Source organism: Rhodococcus sp. MurmanLake-1 (genome assembly GCF_056945715.1).
On record NZ_JBWZNF010000002.1, the window covers coordinates 631,170 to 650,838 of the forward strand.

The 19,669-nt window shown below is 62.9% G+C and carries 17 protein-coding genes and 1 tRNA gene; 6 read left to right on the forward strand and 12 right to left on the reverse strand.

Annotated features, from left to right (window positions below):
• Positions 1-21: 21 nt before the first annotated feature.
• On the reverse strand, positions 22-2,358 hold the full coding sequence (locus AC2ETI_RS09375; protein WP_483633820.1) for an arylsulfatase: 2,337 nt from the start codon (positions 2,356-2,358) through the stop codon (positions 22-24).
• A 205-nt stretch (positions 2,359-2,563) separates the two neighbouring features.
• Between AC2ETI_RS09375 and AC2ETI_RS09380 the strand changes: the two genes are divergently transcribed.
• Both AC2ETI_RS09380 and AC2ETI_RS09385 read left to right on the forward strand, forming a co-directional pair.
• Positions 2,564-3,232 (forward strand): TetR family transcriptional regulator, encoded by a 669-nt coding sequence (locus tag AC2ETI_RS09380; protein WP_046379021.1) that lies wholly within the window; start codon positions 2,564-2,566, stop codon positions 3,230-3,232.
• Between the two features lie 40 nt (positions 3,233-3,272).
• Positions 3,273-4,190 carry a TauD/TfdA dioxygenase family protein gene (locus AC2ETI_RS09385; protein ID WP_029255969.1) on the forward strand — a complete coding sequence of 306 codons (918 nt, stop codon included), beginning with the start codon at positions 3,273-3,275 and terminating at the stop codon, positions 4,188-4,190.
• Position 4,191: 1 nt separating this feature from the next.
• Here the strand turns inward: AC2ETI_RS09385 and AC2ETI_RS09390 are convergent, their stop codons facing one another.
• Complete coding sequence (locus AC2ETI_RS09390; protein ID WP_483633821.1) at positions 4,192-5,154, reverse strand: formylglycine-generating enzyme family protein; 963 nt, start codon at positions 5,152-5,154, stop codon at positions 4,192-4,194.
• A gap of 49 nt (positions 5,155-5,203) precedes the next feature.
• Positions 5,204-5,279: transfer RNA gene (locus tag AC2ETI_RS09395), tRNA-Arg, on the reverse strand.
• A gap of 242 nt (positions 5,280-5,521) precedes the next feature.
• Between AC2ETI_RS09395 and AC2ETI_RS09400 the strand changes: the two genes are divergently transcribed.
• On the forward strand, positions 5,522-6,901 hold the full coding sequence (locus tag AC2ETI_RS09400) for an LLM class flavin-dependent oxidoreductase (protein WP_256063315.1): 1,380 nt from the start codon (positions 5,522-5,524) through the stop codon (positions 6,899-6,901).
• Positions 6,902-6,910: 9 nt separating this feature from the next.
• Here the strand turns inward: AC2ETI_RS09400 and AC2ETI_RS09405 are convergent, their stop codons facing one another.
• From AC2ETI_RS09405 to AC2ETI_RS09425, 5 genes are all read right to left on the reverse strand, one after another.
• On the reverse strand, positions 6,911-7,927 hold the full coding sequence (locus tag AC2ETI_RS09405) for a winged helix-turn-helix transcriptional regulator (RefSeq protein WP_021345229.1): 1,017 nt from the start codon (positions 7,925-7,927) through the stop codon (positions 6,911-6,913).
• Between the two features lie 81 nt (positions 7,928-8,008).
• Positions 8,009-8,875 carry an acyl-CoA thioesterase gene (locus AC2ETI_RS09410; protein WP_020908689.1) on the reverse strand — a complete coding sequence of 289 codons (867 nt, stop codon included), beginning with the start codon at positions 8,873-8,875 and terminating at the stop codon, positions 8,009-8,011.
• Positions 8,872-9,696 (reverse strand): DUF1295 domain-containing protein, encoded by an 825-nt coding sequence (locus AC2ETI_RS09415; RefSeq protein WP_483633822.1) that lies wholly within the window; start codon positions 9,694-9,696, stop codon positions 8,872-8,874. The genes AC2ETI_RS09410 and AC2ETI_RS09415 overlap by 4 nt, the downstream gene beginning before the upstream one ends.
• The gene (locus AC2ETI_RS09420; RefSeq protein WP_020970396.1) at positions 9,693-10,616 is read right to left on the reverse strand and encodes an SDR family NAD(P)-dependent oxidoreductase; all 924 of its coding nucleotides are present in this window, start codon (positions 10,614-10,616) and stop codon (positions 9,693-9,695) included. Before AC2ETI_RS09420 ends, AC2ETI_RS09415 begins: the two co-directional genes overlap by 4 nt.
• A complete protein-coding gene (locus AC2ETI_RS09425) occupies positions 10,613-11,824 on the reverse strand; it encodes an acetyl-CoA C-acyltransferase (protein ID WP_047890093.1) in 1,212 nt (403 codons plus the stop codon). The genes AC2ETI_RS09420 and AC2ETI_RS09425 overlap by 4 nt, the downstream gene beginning before the upstream one ends.
• Before the next feature lie 123 nt (positions 11,825-11,947).
• On the opposite strand from AC2ETI_RS09425, the gene AC2ETI_RS09430 reads away from it, so the two are divergent.
• The 3 genes from AC2ETI_RS09430 to AC2ETI_RS09440 are packed head-to-tail and all read left to right on the forward strand — an operon-like array spanning position 11,948 to position 15,469.
• Positions 11,948-13,180, forward strand: a complete 1,233-nt coding sequence (locus AC2ETI_RS09430) for an acetyl-CoA acetyltransferase (protein ID WP_069146487.1) — start codon at positions 11,948-11,950, stop codon at positions 13,178-13,180.
• A gap of 43 nt (positions 13,181-13,223) precedes the next feature.
• Positions 13,224-14,741 (forward strand): carotenoid oxygenase family protein, encoded by a 1,518-nt coding sequence (locus AC2ETI_RS09435; RefSeq protein WP_019744811.1) that lies wholly within the window; start codon positions 13,224-13,226, stop codon positions 14,739-14,741.
• Positions 14,738-15,469, forward strand: a complete 732-nt coding sequence (locus AC2ETI_RS09440) for a VOC family protein (RefSeq protein ID WP_446695635.1) — start codon at positions 14,738-14,740, stop codon at positions 15,467-15,469. The genes AC2ETI_RS09435 and AC2ETI_RS09440 overlap by 4 nt, the downstream gene beginning before the upstream one ends.
• A 74-nt stretch (positions 15,470-15,543) precedes the next feature.
• On the opposite strand, the gene AC2ETI_RS09445 is transcribed toward AC2ETI_RS09440, so the two are convergent.
• From AC2ETI_RS09445 to AC2ETI_RS09460, 4 genes are read right to left on the reverse strand one after another with little or no spacing between them, the layout of a single operon-like run.
• The gene (locus AC2ETI_RS09445) at positions 15,544-17,172 is read right to left on the reverse strand and encodes a long-chain-fatty-acid--CoA ligase (protein ID WP_092763071.1); all 1,629 of its coding nucleotides are present in this window, start codon (positions 17,170-17,172) and stop codon (positions 15,544-15,546) included.
• Positions 17,169-18,224: an NAD(P)H-dependent amine dehydrogenase family protein gene (locus tag AC2ETI_RS09450; protein ID WP_097387043.1), complete on the reverse strand. Its 1,056-nt coding sequence runs from the start codon at positions 18,222-18,224 to the stop codon at positions 17,169-17,171. Before AC2ETI_RS09450 ends, AC2ETI_RS09445 begins: the two co-directional genes overlap by 4 nt.
• The gene (locus AC2ETI_RS09455) at positions 18,221-18,991 is read right to left on the reverse strand and encodes an SDR family oxidoreductase (protein ID WP_020970390.1); all 771 of its coding nucleotides are present in this window, start codon (positions 18,989-18,991) and stop codon (positions 18,221-18,223) included. Before AC2ETI_RS09455 ends, AC2ETI_RS09450 begins: the two co-directional genes overlap by 4 nt.
• The gene (locus AC2ETI_RS09460; protein WP_483633823.1) at positions 18,988-19,575 is read right to left on the reverse strand and encodes a nuclear transport factor 2 family protein; all 588 of its coding nucleotides are present in this window, start codon (positions 19,573-19,575) and stop codon (positions 18,988-18,990) included. The genes AC2ETI_RS09455 and AC2ETI_RS09460 overlap by 4 nt, the downstream gene beginning before the upstream one ends.
• Positions 19,576-19,669 lie beyond the last annotated feature (94 nt).

Genomic DNA, 19,669 nt, shown 5'->3' on the forward strand with positions numbered 1-19,669 from the left:
CGGCGAGCGTCGCCTGTTCGGTCAGTGCACGGCGACTGAGATTTTCTCCCGTTCCTCCGCGGACACCACGTCGCGGGTGGAGCGTAAGTCGATCGTCACGCTGCTGAGTTTGCCGCCGTAGCGGAACGTGCCTTTGTCCGCGAACTCTTCCGCGACCGGGCTTCCCCGGTTGATGCCGACGTCGAGCTGTTCGTTCATGCTGAAGATCGCCCGAGTGGTCTTCTCGATCCGGCCCTCGGAGACCACCTCGCCGTCGACGCTCAGGGTGGCGGTTCCTCCCTTGCCGATTCCGCCGCCGTCGTACTCGAAGTGGACGGACACCTCGCGGGTATCGGGTGCCAGCGGGTTGCGCCCACGCACGAAGGTCCGACCACCGCCGCTGAAGTTGTAGCAGTAGACGGGGACGGAATCGAGTATGTACAAAGCGAATCCGCCGAACCGGCCACCGAGGCTGACCAGCATGCCGTCGGCGACGCTACCCAGACTCGCGGTCAGCGTGTACGAGCGGTTGAAGAACGTCGGCGCGGCTTTCTCGACCAGGCCGTTCATGTGTGGGTACAGCGTGAGGGTCTTGCGGCCCATCATCGGATGCGGGGGTCGTGATTCCGCGGTGGCGTGGCGACCGACCGTTCTGTCGTCCAGCGGCAGCACCTGATATTTGGCCGCCTCGACGAGGAACTTTTCCTTGAGCCGGGCCAGGATCTCGGGATGCTCGTCCGCGAGATCGCGGGCCTGCGACCAGTCGACCGAGGTGTCGTACAGCTCCCAGCGGTCTTCGCTCATCGGTGTGAGCTCGAGGCCGTGAGTGGCCATCAGCCAGGGTGCGCGGTGGGCCGTGACTGCGGTCCAACCGTGATCGTAGATTCCGCGGTTGCCGAAGATCTCGAAATACTGTGTGGTGTGGCGCTCTTCGGCGTCGGGCTCGGCGAAGGTGTAGTTCATCGCCACGCCTTCCATCGGTTTCTGGGTGACCCCGTCGACGCTGGTCGGTGCCGGAATGCCGGCAGCTTCCAGGATTGTCGGCGTGATGTCGACGCAGTGATGCCACTGCTCCCTGATTCCTGGCTTGTCGATCCCCTTGGGCCAGTGGGCGATCAGACCGTTTCGGGTACCGCCGTAGTGGGACGCAACCTGCTTGGCCCACTGGTACGGGGTGTCGAGAGCCAGAGCCCACGACGCCGGATAGTGCGGGTAGCTGGTTTCGGTCCCCAATTCGTCGTAGCGCGCCAGTACGTCGGATGTCGCACTCTTGTAACCGTTGAGGCCGGCGAGGTAGTTGAACGAGCCCTCCATGCCGCCCTCGGCGGAGGCGCCGTTGTCACCCATCATGTAGAGCACCAGAGTGTTGTCGAGTACACCCATTTCCTGCAACCGGTCGACGAGCCTGCCTACCTCGTCGTCGGTGTGCTCGAGAAATGCCGCGTACAACTCCATCAAACGGGCCGAGACCTTCTTCTGGTCGTCGTCGAGTTCGTCCCAGTGTGGGAGCCCCGGAGCCCACGGGGCCAACTCGGTGTCAGGAGCGACGACGCCCAGTTCCTTCTGCTTGTGGAGGGTGATCTCACGTTGGCGATCCCACCCGTGATCGAATTCGCCGACGTACTTGTCCAGGTAGCGGTCCGGGACCTGAAGTGGAGCGTGGCACGCGCCGAAGGGGAGGTAGCAGAACCACGGCTTGTCCGGGTCCATCGTGTTGACGCCCTCGACCCATTCGATCGCGTGGTCGACGAGATCTTCGGACAGGTGGTAACCCTCCTGTGGCGTCTTGGGTAAGTCGACCATCGTGAAGTCCTCGTAGAGAACCGGGGTGAACTGATCGGACTCGGCACCGAGAAAACCGTAGAACTTGTCGAAACCCTCACGGACCGGCCACCGATCGAACGGCCCGGCAGCGGTGGTCTCCCACGTCGGGGTCTGGTGCATCTTGCCGAAAGCGCCCGTCGCATAGCCGTTTCCCTGCAGGACGCGTGCGACCGTGGCGGCAGAGGCAGGGCGGGTACCGTTGTATCCCGGTGCCGCGTTGGCCATTTCGGAGATGACACCCATACCGACACTGTGGTGGTTGCGCCCCGTCAGTGTGGCGGCACGCGTCGGCGAGCACAGAGCCGTGGTGTGGAATCGGCTGTATTTCACGCCGGTTTCGGCCAAACGCTCGGCGGTGGGCGTGCGGCACGGGCCACCGAACGCGGAGGGTGCGCCGAATCCGACGTCGTCGATCATGATCAGCAGCACGTTCGGGGCCCCGGCCGGCGGGCGAAGCGGTTCCGGGCGGGTGTACGGGGGATTCTGATCGGGGTAGTACACGGCGGCCGCGACGTTCGGCGTCTCGGGAATGATCGGGATGGAATGGCGATTCACCAGCAGGCTCCTTGGCGTATGCAAAACCGGGTCGATTAAGCAGTCGTCTTAATCTGGAGCGTATCGATCGGAATTCAGTTGGCGGCGTAGGTCTCGCTGACTGGGATAGTCACCCCTGTGAGTGGTTAAGGAGTCCCTGCACTCCCTAACCGCGCACAGGGGGTGGGTCTTGCGGAATTAAGTCAGTGACTTATATGGTCGGTATATGCCCGCCTCGTTGGATGCCAAGAACGCCATGATCGCCGTCGCCGAGCGGATGTTCGCCGAGCACGGTATTCACGAAGTGTCCATGCGGGACGTGGCGACTGCGGCCGGGCAGCGCAACAACTCTGCAGTTCAGTATCACTTCGGTGGGCGAGACGGTCTGGTGCTGGCCGTATTCCGGCATCGGATGGATCAGATCAATGCAGCGCGACTGACGTATCTCGACGACGTCGACGCCAGTGGGCGGACCGATCTGGTCCGTGCTTTGGTCGAAGCCTTCCTGTATCCGCTTGCCGATTTCATGGCGACGGTCGACGGGTCCAACTATGCGCGGTTCATCGCGAGAATTTCACCGTCAGTCGATACACAGAGTGCTGAGTTTCGCGAGGTCAGTGAAGGAATCAACGAGGTTGTCGGCAGGTTGACGCGGGCATTGCCGCATCTGCCCCGCCGCGTCGCGGTGGAACGGATCGATCTGACGTTCAACATGAGCGTCTCCGCTCTGGCCATCTTCGAGCAGCGCCGCGAAGACGAAAACCCTGTTGTGCAGGCAGATTTCGATACGACGGTGGATCATCTGGTCGATCTCGCGGTAGGAGCACTGACCGCGCCCCAAAGCACACACAAACGCACACGAGCAAAGCGGCTGCACGCGTCGACTGACGTGTGACCCCGCGACACGACACGACACGACAGGACGGAGTCATTCGATGGCTACCCTTACATCATCACGAACAGTCCAAATCGGCAATCACACAATCGAATTCGGACCACGCGGAATGAGGCGCAATCCGGAAGGCGTTGAATCGAGGCCGTACGAGCGGTTCACTCTGACACCCGTCACACCGTTCATCGGTGCCGAGATCAGCGATATCGACTTGCGTGATCCGTCGGAGGAGCAGATCGAGGACGTGCGCCGGGCCCTCCTCGAATGGAAGGTCGTGTTCTTTCGGGACCAGCCGATTTCGAGCTTGAATCATCGTGACTTCGCGGCCCATTGGGGTGAACTCGAGGTTCATCCACTTCTCCCGCAGGGAGAGGTCCCGGCAGTCGTCAGATTCGAACGCGGAGAGGACAGTCCAGGAACGGAGAACATCTGGCACGTCGACGTCACCTGGACGAAGACGCCGCCACTCGGTTCAGTACTTCGGGCGATCGACGTGCCGCCTGCCGGTGGTGACACGCTCTGGGCCGATATGGGTAACGCCTTCGACTGCCTCCCCGACGAGATCAAGGACTTGATCGACGGCAAGGACGCCATCCACGATTTTGTGCCGTCCTTCGGACGCGGCATGAGCCCGGAGAAGTTGGAGCAGATGAAGGAGCAGTACCCGCCGGTTCTGCATCCGATGGTGCGTAAGCATCCGGAGACCGGGCGGAAGACGCTGTTCGTCAACAGCCTCTTCACCACCCACATTCCGGATATGGATCCTGTCGAAGGCAACGATCTGCTCAACCTGCTGTTCGCGCAGGTCAAGGTCCCGGACTTCCAGTGCCGCTTCAAGTGGGCGCCGAATTCCATTGCCTTCTGGGACAACCGGGCCACCCAGCACTACGCTGCGAGCGACTACTTCCCGCATCGCCGCGTCATGGAGCGGGTGGCCATCCTGGGGGACCGGCCCTTCTGATCTACTCCTGCGGAATGCGGATGATGCACCGGAAGCCGACGTGGCAGGTCGAGGACTCCTCGGATTCGCCCTGCCGCGCGGCGGGGCGATATCGCAAGCAGTAGTTCGGTGCACACAGATGTGAGCCGCCTTTGATCACCCGTCGTGCGTAGGGTTCGCCGGCCAAGGCCTCGGTGGCGAACTCCGCGCGGGGATTGCGAGGAATGCAGCACGACGAGGCCGGCGCGACGTTCTTGGAACTGTGGGCGTGGTCGGACGTGTAGTGGTCGGCCGTCCATTCCCACACGTTCCCGGCCATGTCGAGCAGTCCGTAGCCGTTGGGCCGGAACTTTCCGACCGGAGCGGTGCGCTCGTACCCGTCCTCGAGCAGGTTCTCCCAGGGGAACTGGCCCTGCCATACGTTGCCACCGGGCCGCCCGCCCGGAGAGTCGTGATCGCCCCACACGTAGGCCTGGCGATCGAGTCCGCCGCGGGCGGCAAACTCCCACTCGGCCTCGGTCGGGAGTTCCTTGCCGGCCCACGCGGCGTAGGCCTGGGCGTCGAAGTACGACACGTGGGTGACGGGGTGCCGTTCGCGTCCCCCGATGTTGCTGTCGGCGCCCTCGGGATGGCGCCAATCGGCGCCGGGAGTGAACGACCACCACCGGGTGTAGTCGTCGAGTGAAACCGGGCCGGGTGGCGAATTGAAGACCAACGATCCCGGGACGAGGAGGGCTGGATCGGCGTCGGGATAGTCGGCGGCATCCGGGGCGATTTCAGCAGTGGTGACGTGGCCGGTTGCCTTCACGAAGCGTCGGAACTCGGCGACTGTCACCGCCGTCGTGTCCATCCAGAATCCGTCGACGGTGACCTGGTGAACTGGGCGTTCTTCCGGATAGAAGTCTTCGGAGCCCATCCAGTACGTCCCACCCGGGATCAAAGACATGTTCTTCGGGGGAGTTGCCGTGGAGTGAGGCGTCGTCATGAATTCAAGAATGGCACGTTGGTCACGCCGATGTGGGGAGAGTCCCACCTGGTGCCCTCGGCAGGATTCGAACCTGCGACCCTTCCTTTAGGAGAGGAATGCTCTATCCCCTGAGCTACGAGGGCGGGGAGCGTACCGACAAGTGCTGAAAACCCTGTGCTGCCGGGGTTTTCGCTTCCCGATACTACTGTTGCATCCGCTCGACCTGTCGGCACGAAGCCTCGGGCGTCACAGCTGCGCTAGTCAGTGTAGCGGCCCGCCGACGAGGTCGCGAAGTCGACGGTATCGCCGGGTGCAAGCAGGAGCCGAACCGATCGCACTGATCGCAATGGTGTTCACCGCGGAGCAGGCACGGCATGGTGCGGGAATGACCCGCAGAATCCGCTTCAACGCCTTTGCCATGAACTGCGTCGCCCACCAATCGCCAGGTCTGTGGCGTCACCCGGAGGACCAGTCGTCCAGGTATACGGATCTGAGGTACTGGACGGAATTGGCGAAGCTCCTCGAGCGTGGACGATTCGACGGGCTGTTCCTGGCCGATGTGTTGGGAACCTACGACGTGTACGGCGGCAATCACGACGCAGCGCTGCGGCAGGGCGCGCAGGTACCGGTCTCGGACCCGCTACTGCTGGCGTCGGCGATGGCTGCCGTGACCGAGCACTTGGGCTTCGGTATCACCGCAGGTACAGCTTTCGAGCATCCGTACCCGTTCGCTCGGCGCTTGAGCACCCTCGACCACCTGACGAACGGGCGAATCGGGTGGAACGTGGTCACCGGATACCTCCCGTCGGCCGCACGGAACATGGGCGAGGACGACCAACTCCAGCACGACGATCGCTACGACCACGCGGACGAGTACCTCGAAGTTCTCTACAAGTTGTGGGAAACGTCGTGGGAAGACGACGCGGTGGTGCGTGACAGAACTACCGGGGTCTACACGGACCCCTCCAAGGTTCATCCGATCGAGCACGAGGGCAAGCATTTCACGGTTCCGGGCATCCACATCTCCGAACCTTCTCCGCAGCGGACGCCGGTCATCTTCCAGGCCGGCGCGTCGCCACGCGGGGTTCGGTTCGCCGCCGAGAATGCCGAGGCGATCTTTGTGGGTGCACCGACAAAGGCGATTCTCAAAGACACCGTTGCCCGAATCCGAAACGAACTGACGAAGGTCGGGCGCGATCCGTACTCGGCCCGCATCTACACACTGTTGACGATCGTCACCGACCGAACCCCCGAGTTGGCCCAGGCGAAGCTCGAGGACTACCGCAGCTACGCGAGTAGTGAAGGCGCACTCGTTTTCACCTCGGGGTGGATGGGAATTGATCTCTCCGGATACCGAGCGGACGAGCCGATCGGGAACGTCGAGAGCAACGCCATTCAATCCGCGGTCGCATCGTTTCGTCAGGCCGACGAGAAGGGCGGCGAATGGACGGTGGGAGACATCGCGGAGTGGGCGGGTATCGGCGGGCTCGGCCCGATCGTTGTCGGTTCCGGCGCGGAGGTCGCCGACGAGTTGCAGAAGTGGGTTGCCGAGACCGACGTCGACGGCTTCAATCTCGCTTACGCGGTGACTCCTGGAACCTTCGAAGACATTGTGGAGCATGTGATTCCGGAACTGACGAGAAGGGGCGCCTACCAGAGCGACTACGAAGCGGGGACGCTGCGCAACAAATTGTTCGGGCGAGGGGACAGGCTGCCGCTCGAACACCGAGGCCGGAGCTTCGACAGGATCCGCACTGCCGGCTGAGTGGGGATCTCAGGACCAACCGGACCCAGGCACGTGCACCGAGGTGGTGAGGTCGATCGCCTCGATGTCCGAAGACCTCAGTTCCTCACCACACGCACTACAACCCAGCCTTGCTTCGAACCGCTTTCCACACGCCTTGTGATGGAGAACGATGTCCGGACCGTCCGCGGATCTGAACCAGCGCTGACCCCACGAGATCATGCACATCACGACGGGGAAGTACGCGGTTCCCTTGTCGGTGAGTCGATACTCCGACCACTGTGGGCGATCCGGAAGCGGCCGCGTTTCCATCACACCGATCTCGGTGAGGTGCTTCAACCGATCGGCGACGATTGCCGGCGGCGCACCGGTGATCTCGGCGAACTCTCCGTAACGACGGGCACCTCGGAAAGCTGCCCCGATGATCGCTGCCGACCAGCGATTGCCGACGAGTTCCATCGTGTGAGCCAGGATTTCCGGTCGGCGTTCGGACTTGGTCGAGCGGCGCCTCGACGTTGCTTCGGGCACACTGCGTGAGAAGTCCCCACTCGGCCCCATTTGGGAGTCCAGGGATCGCACGTCGACGTCCTCGCCGCACTCCTTGCAACGCAGGATCGGAGTGAAGTCGTTTCCGCAGGTGCTGTGCCGTAGTGGCGGTAGTGGCGCGGTTTCATTCGGTGCCCACTGCTTCTCCCACGACCACATGGTGATGAGGACCGGCCAGATCGACTGGCCTTTGCGAGTGACCGAGTATTCGTGCCTCGGCGGGTTCTGCTGGTACTCCCGGCGCTCGAGCATTCCGCCGGCCGTCAGGACTGCCAACCGTGAGGACAGCACCGAGTTGGAGATTCCCCCGAGAGCCAGCCAGTCGTTGTATCGACGCGACCCCAAAAGGGCGAACCGCAGAATCCAGAGGTTCCACTCGTCTCCCAGTAGCCCGAGCGTGACCGCCAGTGCGTTGGGTCCGCCCGCAGGCAACTCGGTGACGCCCACCGACGGCGTGGGTGTCGGAGATCCGGCCGACGCCGAAGATCCGGTTGCATTCACTCGTACCACCCCGAAATCATAGCCCGCGAACCCTGCGGCACCGCGAGACCGTACCGAGTGGTCTGCAGAAAGAGTCGGGAATCACTCGATACGGGCAATGAGTAACGCTTCCTGGGTGATCTGGCAGATCTGGAGTCCGGACTGATCGAAGACCGCGGCATTCACGACTGCTCTGCCGGCATGAGCAGTGGGTGTCGAATGCTCGAAGAGGAGCCACTCGTCCGCTCGCACGGGACGCTGAAACCACATCGTGTGATCGAGGGACACGCCCGTCCAATCCGTATCGAGCGAGTGCTCCTGCCCGATGTCGTAGCCGTGCGGAGTCAGCGCGGTTGCCATCAGCATCAGATCACTGGCATAGGCGAGAGCAGCGACGTGAATCAGCGGATCGTCGCTCAGTCGCTGAGCCGAACGCATCCAGATGTTGCGCGGAGGCGCCGCCGAATGCGTCGTGGGGGACTGCGAATCGAGGGGGGACACACGAATCTCGATGGCGGAGAACTCCTCCCACACCTCGCCCAACCCGCCGTCTGCCTCGGCCAACTCCTGCAACGTCACGCACTCAGCGGGCGGGAGTGCGGCGGGTACGGCGCGACTGTGAGTGATGCCCTCGTCGATCGAGGAAGCAGAGACCGTCGAACGGCAGACGAGTCGTCCGTCCTGGTGGACGTCGACGCCTCTGGTGGACAGGCGTTTTCCATCCCGAAGGCGATCTACCGAGAACTCGGTTGCGCGATTCGTCGACCCCGGGCGAAGGAAGTGCGTGTGGACGGAACTGATCGCTTTGCCGTCGGTAACCGTGTGCCCGGCTGCGAGAATCGACTGGGCTACCAGTTGGCCGCCGAACAATTGAGGTAGACGAACACCGTCGTTCGACCCCTGCCACCGGTCCGGGCCGGTCGATTCCAGATCGAAGACGTCGGCGAGACCACTCGTGGGGGCGCTCACGACGCGTGGTTTCGTGCCGGACGGGGCGGACGGGGAAAGAAGCCACTGGTCCGGGCGACGTAGTCGTCGTAGGCCTGGCCTTTGCTCTTGCGCATGCCTCGTTCGAGCAAGGCCTTACCGCTGTAGCTCACCAGTAGTTTGATCATGACGATCGGCGAGACGATCGTGATCAGCGCCAATGGATCACCAAGCGCGAGGATGAACAGTCCGACCCAGACACATGCGTCGCCGAAGTAGTTGGGATGCCGGGTCCAGGCCCAGAGTCCACGATCCATCACCATTCCCGAATTGGCCGGATCTGCCTTGAATCGGGAAAGTTGGTAGTCACCAACCGATTCGAAGACGAAGCCGACGGTCCAGACTGCGATGCCGATCGCGCCGAGGACTCCGAGGGCGCGAAACTCGTACATCGCGAACTGGATGGGCAGCGACACCACGAGAATGAGAACGCCCTGGAGGCCGTAGATTTTGCGAATCAGGAACGGAACCAGCGGTCCCTGTTGATGTTTGAGTAGGGCAGAGTAGCGCTTGTCCTGCCCGTGCCCACGGTTTCGGAAGCCGATGTAGAGGCCGAGTCGCATTCCCCACACCACGGTCAGTGCCAGCACCACGAGGCGACGCAGATCGTTGCCGTCCGATCCGATGGACGTCAGGTACGAGACGACGGCGACGACGGCGAAGCCAGGCCCCCAACAGATGTCGATGATCGAGTGATTGTTCATCCGGATGGCTACGGCCATCACGACTGCGATGAAGACGAGTACGGCGAGTGCGCTCACACCGAAGTTCAGTGCAAGGTCGCCCAATGGGATGTCGGTCATGCGCGCGCTTTCTGATTGTGGTGGTCGAGCAGTTCGGAAGCGAAGTCCGCGAAGGCTTCCTGTGCGCTCGGATAGGTGTGAGGAGTGCCGAGCCGGCTGGTCACGAGCAGCGCGTCGAGCGCTTTGGCATCGAGTTCTGTGGTGGTGGGCAAGAATTCGGTCGAGCCCTCGACGGCGTCGGCCGAACGCACTCCGTTACCTGCGGTGACGATCACCTGCCCGTTGGTCGTGGACTCGGGATCGACGAGAGCAGTGACCACCGGGGCTACCAGATCGGCCCCCATGATGTCGATGAATCGTGGGTCCATTCCGGACTCGGTCATCTGCGTAGTGGCATAGGGCAGTACGACATTGGTGAACACATTGCGACTCGCGCCTTCGCCGGCCGCGGTGCGGCCCAGTGCGATGACGGCACCCTTACTGGCGGCGTAGGCGGATACGGTGGGTTCGCCGTGCAGTCCTGCGGTCGAGGCAATCATCACGATGCGCCCGAATCCGGCCTCGCGCATCACTCGGGAGGCTTCGGCGGCAACCAGCGCGGTCCCGACGACGTTTGTCGTGATGACGGTGCTGAGGTTCTCGGCGGTGGTGCGATGGAGCATCTGTGGACCGCTGACCGCGGCACTGGTGATGCAGAAATCGAGTCGTCCGAACCGAGTGAGAGCGTCGTCCACCAACTTTCGACCGACCTCGGGGTCGGTGACGTCGTCGTGGTTGGCGACGGCGTGGCCACCGGCTTCGAGGATTTCGTCGACAACCTGATCTGCAGGACCCCGGCCGCTCCCGTCGAGTGTGCGATTTCGATTGTTGACGATCACCGTGACCCCTCGGCTCGCGAGATGCAGTGCGACGGCACGGCCGAGGCCCTTACCCCCTCCCGTGACGACGGCAACGCGGCCCGAGAGTGAACTGGCGGTCACGAGGCGATCCGTTCGACTAGCACCGCGACTCCGACGCCGGCGGCGCCGCTGACCGCGGCCACACCGTAGCGTCCGTCGCTCCGTACCAGTTCGTCGACACACGCGCCGACGAGAATTGCTCCGGTGGCGCCGAATGCATGGCCCATCGCCATCGTGCCGCCGTTGGGGTTCATGCGGTCCGGCCCGGCGTCAAGATCGCGGCGGAACCGTAGGCAGAGCGCGGAGAAGGCCTCTGCGAACTCGAACACGTCGATGTCCTGTGGACGAAGCCCGGCTCGAGCGATGACTGCCTCCACGGCGCTCTGGCCCGCAGTGAGCATGAGAACCGGATTCACCGAAGTCGAGGCGGATCCGATGATCCGTGCGCGAGGGGTCAGGCCGGCTCTGGCCGCGGCTTTCTCGGATCCGAGGAGTAGTAGTGCTGCGCCGTCGGCCATGGCGGGAGAGGATCCGACGGTGTGCAGGTGTTCGATCTTGCCGACCTCAGGGTAGGCGGCGAGCGCGAGTGCATCCTGACCGGCGGCGCCGAGCCCTTCGAAGGCCGGAGGCAGCGCGGCGAGTCCCTCTGCCGTCGTCTCTGCCCTGACCAGTTCGTCGTGCGCGATTCCGGCTTCACCATTTCTGCCGGGAACGGGCACAACGGACCGCTCGAATGCGCCGTTGCGCCAGGCCTCGGCAGCCTTGTGCTGGGTTTCGACGCCGTACGCATCCAACTCGTCGCGGGAGTACCCCTCGATCGTGGCATTCAAGTCGGCGGCAACACCCATATGGATGGAGCCGATCTGCGCGATGGTTGCCGGGTCGATCCACAGCGGTCCGCGATCACTGAACATCGGAGTGCGGGAGACGCTTTCGACGCCACCGGCCACGACCAGGGAGACGTCGTCGCTGCGAATGCGGGCTGCGCTCTGGCCGACTGCGTCGACGCCGGATGCGCAGAAACGATTGAGGGTCGCGCCGGGAACGGAATCGCCCCAACCGGCAAGGAGTGCGGCAGTTCTCGCGATGTTCGCGCCCTGCTCGTCCACCTGCGATGCGCAACCGAGAACGACGTCGTCGATCTGTTCTGCGGCGAGGTTCGTTCGACCCTGCAAAGCCTTGGCCAGGTGGACGACAAGATCGACTGGGCTGTGTTCGTGGAGGGCACCTCGCGTCGATGCTCGGCCGCGCGGTGTGCGCACGTAGTCGAGGACAAAAGCATCAGTCATTTTCAACCCTTCAATTAGTAGAGTTACTCTGCTAGTTGTAGTACGGTTGCGATGAAATTACAACCGCCGATGCACGGGTATCTCGGTGACGTCACCGATGCCGGATCGGCAAGGGGAGAGGTCATGACTGTTTCGAACATTTGGATTCTCGGCGGGTACCAATCCGACTTCGCACGGAACTTCACCCGTGAGGAACTCGATTTCGCGAACCTTGCCGAAGAGGTGGTGAACCACACCCTGGCCGCGGCGAAGGTTCCTGCCGCCGACATCGAGGTGATCCACGTCGGTAATGCCTTCGGTCAATTGTTTGCCGGCCAAGGTCAGCTGGGTGCGATGCCCGCCACCGTGCATCCAGATCTATGGGGTGTGCCCTCGTCCCGGCACGAGGCGGCGTGCGCATCGGGCAGTATCGCCGTACTCGCCGCGATGGCAGACCTGCGCGCCGGCAACTACGACGCGGCACTGGTGATGGGTATCGAACTGGAGAAGACGGTTCCGGGTGATGACGCGGCCGGACATCTGGGCGCTGCAGCCTGGGTCGGACACGAAGGTCAGGAAGCAAAATTCATGTGGCCGTACATGTTCGATCGTGTGTCGAAGGAGTACGGGCGGCGCTACGGGATCGACGAATCTCACCTTCGCGCGATCTCGCAGATCAATTTCGCGAACGCGAAGAACAACCCCAATGCACAGACACGCGGTTGGGCGGTACCCGATCTGCTCGGGAATGCAGGCGGCGACGACGCCACCAATCCTGTTGTGGAAGGCGGTGTTCGACGATTCGATTGCAGCCAGGTGACCGACGGTGGCGCCGGGGTTGTGCTGGTGACGGACAAGTACCTCCGTGAGCATCCTGATGCCTCGGCGACTCCGCTGGCCCAGATCGCGGGCTGGGGTCACCGGACTGTTGGTTTAGGTCTCGAGCAGAAGCTGGCCCGTGACGCCGATAATCCCTACGTGATGCCACACGTTCGGGATGCGGTGATGGGTGCCTTCTCCCGGGCCGGAGTCGACCTGGCCGGGATAGACGGTATCGAAACACATGATTGTTTCACGGCGAGTGAGTATCTCGCGATCGACCACATCGGTCTGACCGCGCCCGGCGAGTCGTGGAAAGCCATTGAGAGTGGTGACATCGCCATGGGCGGCAAGCTACCGATCAACCCCAGCGGCGGTCTGATCGGCGGTGGTCATCCGGTGGGTGCCAGTGGTGTTCGAATGCTTCTCGACGCGGCCCATCAGGTGACGGGAACGGCCGGCGGTTTCCAAGTCGAGGGTGCGAGCCGCTTTGCGACGCTCAACTTCGGTGGAAGCACGGCCACCACCGTCAGTTTTGTCGTCGACGCAGTTTCCTGAAAGTGCAGCCCAGCCTTTCCCCATCAGTCGAAAAGAGAATTCCATGGACGTCGAAATCGTAGGCAAGTTGTTGTCCACCCTTCCCGCCGATGACGATCACCCGTATCGCACCGGCCCGTGGCAACCCCAGACCACCGAGTTCAAAGCGGACAACCTCGAAGTCGTATTCGGTGAGGTTCCGAAAGACCTCGACGGTGTCTACCTGCGCAACACCGAGAATCCGCTCCATCCCTCGATGAAGGCTTATCATCCCTTCGACGGCGACGGAATGATTCACATCGTGGGCTTTCGTGACGGAGAGTCGTTCTACCGCAATCGATTCGTACGGACTGACGGGTTGGCGGCCGAGCAGGATGCCGGCGGCGCCTTGTGGGCCGGACTCGCCGAGTCTCCCAAACTCAGTCGCCCCGAGGGCGGCAAGGGTGCGCGCACTCGGATGAAAGACGCGTCCAGCACCGACGTCGTCGTTCACCGGGGGACTGCTCTCACCAGCTTCTACCAGTGCGGAGATCTGTATCGTCTCGATCCGATGTCGGCGGAGACACTCGGAAAGGAAAGCTGGAACGGCAAGTTCCCCTTCGAATGGGGTGTGTCCGCGCATCCGAAGGTGGACGACAAGACCGGAGAAATGCTGTTCTTCAACTACAGCAAGGAAGCGCCGTACATGCACTACGGCGTCGTGGACTCGGCCAACGAGTTGGTCCACTACGTCGACGTCCCGCTTCCCGGTCCGCGGTTGCCACACGACATGGCCTTCACGGAGAACTACGCGATCCTCAACGACTGCCCCTTGTTCTGGGATCCGGTTCTACTGGAGAAGGGCGCGCACGTCGCGAATTTCCATCCCGATATCCCGCTCCGTCTCGGAGTCATCCCACGCCGCGGAAACACCGCTGACATCAAGTGGTTCGAGGCCGATCCGACCTACGTCCTGCACTTCGTGAACGCCTACGAAGAGGGGGACGAGATTGTTCTGGACGGTTTCTACCAGGGTGATCCGGAGCCGTCGGACAACGGTATGGGCAATCAGTGGGAGCGCGCCTTCCGTTTCCTCGCTCTCGATCGCATGCAGACCCGGCTTCACCGCTGGCGTTTGAACCTGGTCACCGGAGCCACGCGTGAAGAGCAACTCAGTGACTCGATCACCGAATTCGGCATGATGAACGGCAATTTCGCGGGTGAGAAGTACCGATACGCCTATGCGGCTTCTGGTAAGCCGTCGTGGTTCCTGTTCGACGGCTTGGTCAAACACGACCTGCTGACGGGGAACGAGGAACGATTCTCCTTCGGTGACGGCGTGTATGGAAGCGAGACCTCGATGGCACCACGCGTGGGTGGTACCGCCGAAGACGACGGCTATCTCATCACGTTGACCACCGACATGAACGAGGACGCGTCCTTCTGCCTGATCTTCGACGCTGCCCGCGTCGGAGACGGACCATTGTGCAAACTTCGCCTTCCCGAACGGATTTCGAGTGGCACCCACTCGACGTGGGCGCCGGGTGCCGAGCTCCGACGCTGGCAGAGTGCCGACACCGCAGCCGAAGCGGTCGGACTGTGACGGGCACGCACGACGCGGGCACGTGGGAGATCCTGCGGCAGGTGGTGATCGGTGCACGAGACCTGGACAAGACCGGTCAACAATTACGTGAAGCGTTGAATCTGGCACCAGGATTCGCAGATCCACTGCTCGAAGACATCGGTTTGGCCGACGAGACCGTGGCCGTCGGGCCGCAGGCATTTCTCGAGATCGTCGCACCGCTCGACGAGACGGTCTCGCTGGCGAGATGGATCCGCAAGGGCGGAGGGGAGGGCGGCTATGCACTCTCGATCCAGGTTTCGAACATCGAGCCCTATCTGGAACGTGCAGCTGCGGCCGATGTTCGGACGGTGGCAGATCTCGAGGCCTACGGTCACCGGATCGTCCAACTTCATCCCGGTGATCTCGGACTGCTCGTAGAACTCGACGAGATTCCCGACGCCGACGAGTGGTTCTGGGACCAGACGGAGAAGGAGGTTTCCCTCGATCCACGGGTCGACGACATTCTCGGCGTCGACGTGTCCTCTCCCGATCCGGCCAAGACGGCGGCGCTGTGGGCCGAAGTGTTCGGCAAGAAACTGGATTCGGCGCAATCACTCTCGATTGCGCTGGGGTCGCGCGCCGTGTCGTTCGTTCCGGGCGAGCGGTCGATGCTCAGTGCGGTCGATCTGGCGGCGTCGATCGGAGCGAACACCGTCGAGCCCGGCCTGATCGTCGGCGGCGTCGAATTCCGGATTCACCCAGGCTGAGCCAGCTTCACATCGAACGACAGAAATCGGGGCCGATCGCTCAAAGCGACCGGCCCCGAATTCCTTTCATGGACTCAAGCGAAGTCCTGTCTCAGACGAGTCTTGAGAAGCTTCCCACTCGCGTTGCGTGGCAGTTCCTCGATGAACTGAACTGCACTGGGGCACTTGAAGTGCGCCAGTCGCTCGCGTGACCACTCGATGATCTCAGCTTCGGTGACAGCCGAATCGCCCGAACGAACGACCACCGCAATGGGAGTCTCACCCCACCGATCGGAGTGAATGCCGACTACCGCGACCTCCCGGATGTCGGGGTGGCCGGAGAGAACGCTCTCCACCTCGGCGGGATAGACGTTCTCACCGCCGGAGACGATCATGTCCTTGAGGCGGTCGTGGAGGTAGAGATACCCGTCCTCGTCGAACGATCCGCCGTCTCCTGTTCGGAGCCAGTCGCCGTCCAACATGGTGGCCGCAGTGGCTGCCTCGTTGCGCCAGTAGCGCCTCATGACGTGTGCGCCGCCGATGACCACCTCGCCGCGGGTACCGACCGGGACGTCTTCGAGCGTCACGGGATCGACGATGCGGATGGGTACGCCGAACATCGGTTGCCCGACGGACTTCAACCGATGCGCGGTCGACTCGTCGGTCGCCCGATGATCTTCGGGGGTCAGCATGGTGACGCCGCCAGTCGACTCGGTGAGTCCGTAGGCCTGCAGGAAACTGCATCCGAAAACCTTGGTGGCGTCCTGTAACAGGGGTAGCGGCATGGGCGCCGCTCCGTAGACCAGGAACTGCAGGGCACTCCAATCCGCCTCGCGTACAGCAGGAAGGGAGGTGAGGACGCTGATCACCGCGGGAACAGCGACCGCATGAGTCACCCGGTACTCCTGCATCAGCGCCACCAGCTCCAGCGGACCGGCGATGGTCTTGAGAAGTAGAGCGCCACCGCCGAGCGTCGTGACGAGAGCGAGACCCAGCCCCGCCACATGGAAGAACGGGACCGGGCACATGGCCACGGAATCGGTGTCGAGATCGAGCAGGTGATACATGGTCGCGAGGGCGCGGCCGAGGTTCGCGCCGGTGAGTTCGATTCCCTTGGGGTGGCCGGTGGTTCCCGACGAGTAGAAGATCAGCGCGGTATCGTCGGGAAGGCGTGACACTCCTGGGTCGTCGTCCCCTGCACCGGAGAGCCAGTCGTTCCACGAGACCGAGTTTGCGGAACCGTCCACCGTGACGACGGTCCGGACGCTACCGACCGCCGCGGCGACGTCGGAGAGGCCCTCATCGCCTGCTCCGAGTACGACGACGGTCGGCTCGCTGTTGCTCAGGATGTAGTCGACCTCGCCCGGTGCCAGCCGATTGTTGACGGCCGTCAGAATCGAGCCCATCTTCGAAGATCCGTACAGGACGGAGAGGAAAGACGGTGCATTGGCGCCGATGTACGCCACCCGGTCACCTGTTCGAACACCATCGCGCAGAAGTGCATTCGCGACACGATTTGCTTCGATGTCCAGCTCGCGGAAACTGGTACGGCCGTCATCGGAGATGACGGCGGTGCTCTCCGGACTGGCAATCGCCCGGCTGCGCAGCAAGTCTTCGAGATTCTGCACGGGGCGACCATCGGGTAGGAGCGCGTTCACAGAAGGTTCGCGGGTGGCGGGTTCACGGGTGGCAGTCGAACCTACGGCCGTCGGCTGAGTGGTCATGCTGAATGCTCCAATCTGAAGGGGGCAAAGACAGGGGGTTCGAAAATGCCGGTGGGAGCAGCGAGTACATGCTCGACGGCGCGTAGTGCCGGGCCCGCAGTGATGAACTGACCGGCGGTTGTCCGGCTGTTCGGATCTTGTGGTTCGACGAGATTGACGGTCATCACGATCTCGGGTTTGCCGTACAGATGGACTTCCCACTGATCGCGCCCCGCGTATTCCTCACGATCGGGTTCCATGGTCCAGATGATGGCCAGAGTGAGGAACTGCTTTCCATCGACCATTGCGTGCCAGCGCCATTCGGTGGTTCCGACGGTTCCGGCGGCGATGCGTCCAGCGGCCACGTCGAGATCCGTTCGCGCCGCAACGACCCTGTGATCGGATACGACCTCGTCGTAGGTGATCCCCAGACGTTCGCACATGAACGCGATGGTCTCCAGATACAGCGACGCGTACAGCGAGGGCAACGGCCCGGTTCCGTCCAGTTCCTCCGGGGGCGAGCCCATTCCCATGACGGTGAATGCGAAGTCGGGGTCAGGCATGCCGCGAGCGTCGAGCACCTCGTCGATCGTGATGCGGTCCAGTTCGATCGATGTTCCCGTCAGAGCCAACGCCAATCGCTCACCGATGACGCCCGGGCTCACTCCGACGCCGAAGAGCGTCGAATCGCCTTCCTTACATGCTTGGGCGAACATGTGCTCGCGCTCGGTGCCGTGTGCGCGGGGGAAGTGCTGCCCGGCCGTCGTGATCACGTTGATCCCGGCGCGCAGCAGACGGCACAAATCGTCGTCGTGGCGTTCGTACGGAATCTGCAAACGCGGACTGTGGATGAGAACCTGGGGGCGCGAGCGGATGATCTCGTCCACGTCGCGTGTGGCGATCACGCCCGTCGGCGCGCGTCTGGCTATGTCGCCGGCATCGCGCCCGACCTTGGCATCGCTGTAGACGTACAGGCCGACCAACTCGAGGTCGGGACGATCGATGATTCCGCGGAGCGCGGTCTTGCCGATGGCGCCGGTCGCCCACTGGGCAACACGAATCGGATCGCTCATGATCGAGTGGTCAGTTCGCCGGCGAAGAGGAGCTTGCCCAGTCCGCGTTCGTACCGAATCGGGTCTCGAGCCAGACGCGCACGGGCGTCGATTGCCATGAAATCGGTGTCGCACGTCCACTCGCCGCGTTGCATGGCGGCGAGTCCGGTCGCGGCGATGTCGAGGGGATTTTCCTTGTGGCCCTGCACGTGTGAAGCCATGCGGGTGTCGACACTGCCGACGATCAACGAGGTGACGGTGATGCCGTGCGGTTCGAGTTCGGCACGGGCGATGCCACCGAGCGACAGAGCAGCCGCCTTGGCCGGTGAATAGCCGCCCATGAAGGCGGTGGGTGCGATTGCGGCGACTGACAAGACGTTGACTATCGATCCTCCGCCGCGGGCGGCGAGGACCGGCGCGAAGGCTCGGATCATCGTCAGCGGTCCGAAGTAGTTGACCTCCATCTCGGCTCGAGCGGCCTCTCGGTCGTCGGCCTCGATCAGCCGATTCCCGGTGAACAGCCCGGCGTTGTTGACGACGACCGTGGTGTCACCGCACGCCCCGGCGGCAGTGTCGACGAGTCCTGGATCGGTGACGTCGAGTTCGACGATGTGCGCACCGGTGGCTCGGAGTTCGGCCGGCACCTCGTCGGGATTTCTCACCCCCGCATAGATTTTGGCTGCGCCCATCAACTTCGCCTGTTGGACGAAGGCCAACCCGAGGCCTCGATTGGCGCCGGTGACGAGGACGGTCGCACCCTCGACCGGAGTTCCGCGAAAGGTTGTCATGAGTTCTCCTGTGTCTGTCGGGTGTAGATGAGGTCGTCGGGGAATTTCTTGCTCTTCTTCAATGACGTTTCAGGCGCGAGCATCCCGAAGATCCAGCCTTCGGCTGTGGCCATGTCGTGGTTCCAGTCCCACCGCAGTGCGCGGTGGCGGATTCCCCACTTGCCGTCCTCGAAATCGAAGCGGTCGATCAGGCGCGCCGCGGTGAGTGTGTCGGCTATGCCGTCCGAGGTCTTGATTCGTGCGAAGGCAAGCACGTAGGACTCGACGTGTGCTGTATCCCCGTCGAGTTCGACCAAGACGTTGGTCATTGCGTGGGTGGTCAGTGACCGTGGGTGGGTGATGGCCCCGGCGATGTGGTCGATGTAGTCGTCGGCGGTGCCGGTGAAGACACCCCCGTGGTCTTCGGTTGCGCCGGGCAGATAACACCGCCTGGCGTCCTCGACGTCGCCGCGGTCTGCGGCTCGGAGGAAACGAGTCAGAACCTCGTAGATTTCCTGCTTGGCGACGAGAGCGTCGACCGGGCTGTAGTCCCTGACGTCTGGGCCCCCGCCGCTGTCGACTGCGTGAATGTTGTTGGACCTCACGATGATGTCCCTTCTCGGCTCCGGATCGGGGGCCGCACGTTGACGGAGTGCCTCTGTTTACTGTAGTAATCTCTATCACACTGTTAATTGAAGT

Excerpts from the sequence above, each read along its gene's own strand:
- AC2ETI_RS09380 (WP_046379021.1), top strand. The coding sequence starts at position 2,564 with ATGCCCGCCTCGTTGGATGCCAAGAACGCCATGATCGCCGTCGCCGAG.
- AC2ETI_RS09385 (WP_029255969.1), top strand. The coding sequence starts at position 3,273 with ATGGCTACCCTTACATCATCACGAACAGTCCAAATCGGCAATCACACA.
- AC2ETI_RS09390 (WP_483633821.1), bottom strand. The coding sequence starts at position 5,154 with ATGACGACGCCTCACTCCACGGCAACTCCCCCGAAGAACATGTCTTTG.
- AC2ETI_RS09400 (WP_256063315.1), top strand. The coding sequence starts at position 5,522 with ATGACCCGCAGAATCCGCTTCAACGCCTTTGCCATGAACTGCGTCGCC.
- AC2ETI_RS09415 (WP_483633822.1), bottom strand. The coding sequence starts at position 9,696 with ATGACCGACATCCCATTGGGCGACCTTGCACTGAACTTCGGTGTGAGC.
- AC2ETI_RS09425 (WP_047890093.1), bottom strand. The coding sequence starts at position 11,824 with ATGACTGATGCTTTTGTCCTCGACTACGTGCGCACACCGCGCGGCCGA.
- AC2ETI_RS09430 (WP_069146487.1), top strand. The coding sequence starts at position 11,948 with ATGACTGTTTCGAACATTTGGATTCTCGGCGGGTACCAATCCGACTTC.
- AC2ETI_RS09435 (WP_019744811.1), top strand. The coding sequence starts at position 13,224 with ATGGACGTCGAAATCGTAGGCAAGTTGTTGTCCACCCTTCCCGCCGAT.
- AC2ETI_RS09445 (WP_092763071.1), bottom strand. The coding sequence starts at position 17,172 with ATGACCACTCAGCCGACGGCCGTAGGTTCGACTGCCACCCGTGAACCC.
- AC2ETI_RS09450 (WP_097387043.1), bottom strand. The coding sequence starts at position 18,224 with ATGAGCGATCCGATTCGTGTTGCCCAGTGGGCGACCGGCGCCATCGGC.
- AC2ETI_RS09455 (WP_020970390.1), bottom strand. The coding sequence starts at position 18,991 with ATGACAACCTTTCGCGGAACTCCGGTCGAGGGTGCGACCGTCCTCGTC.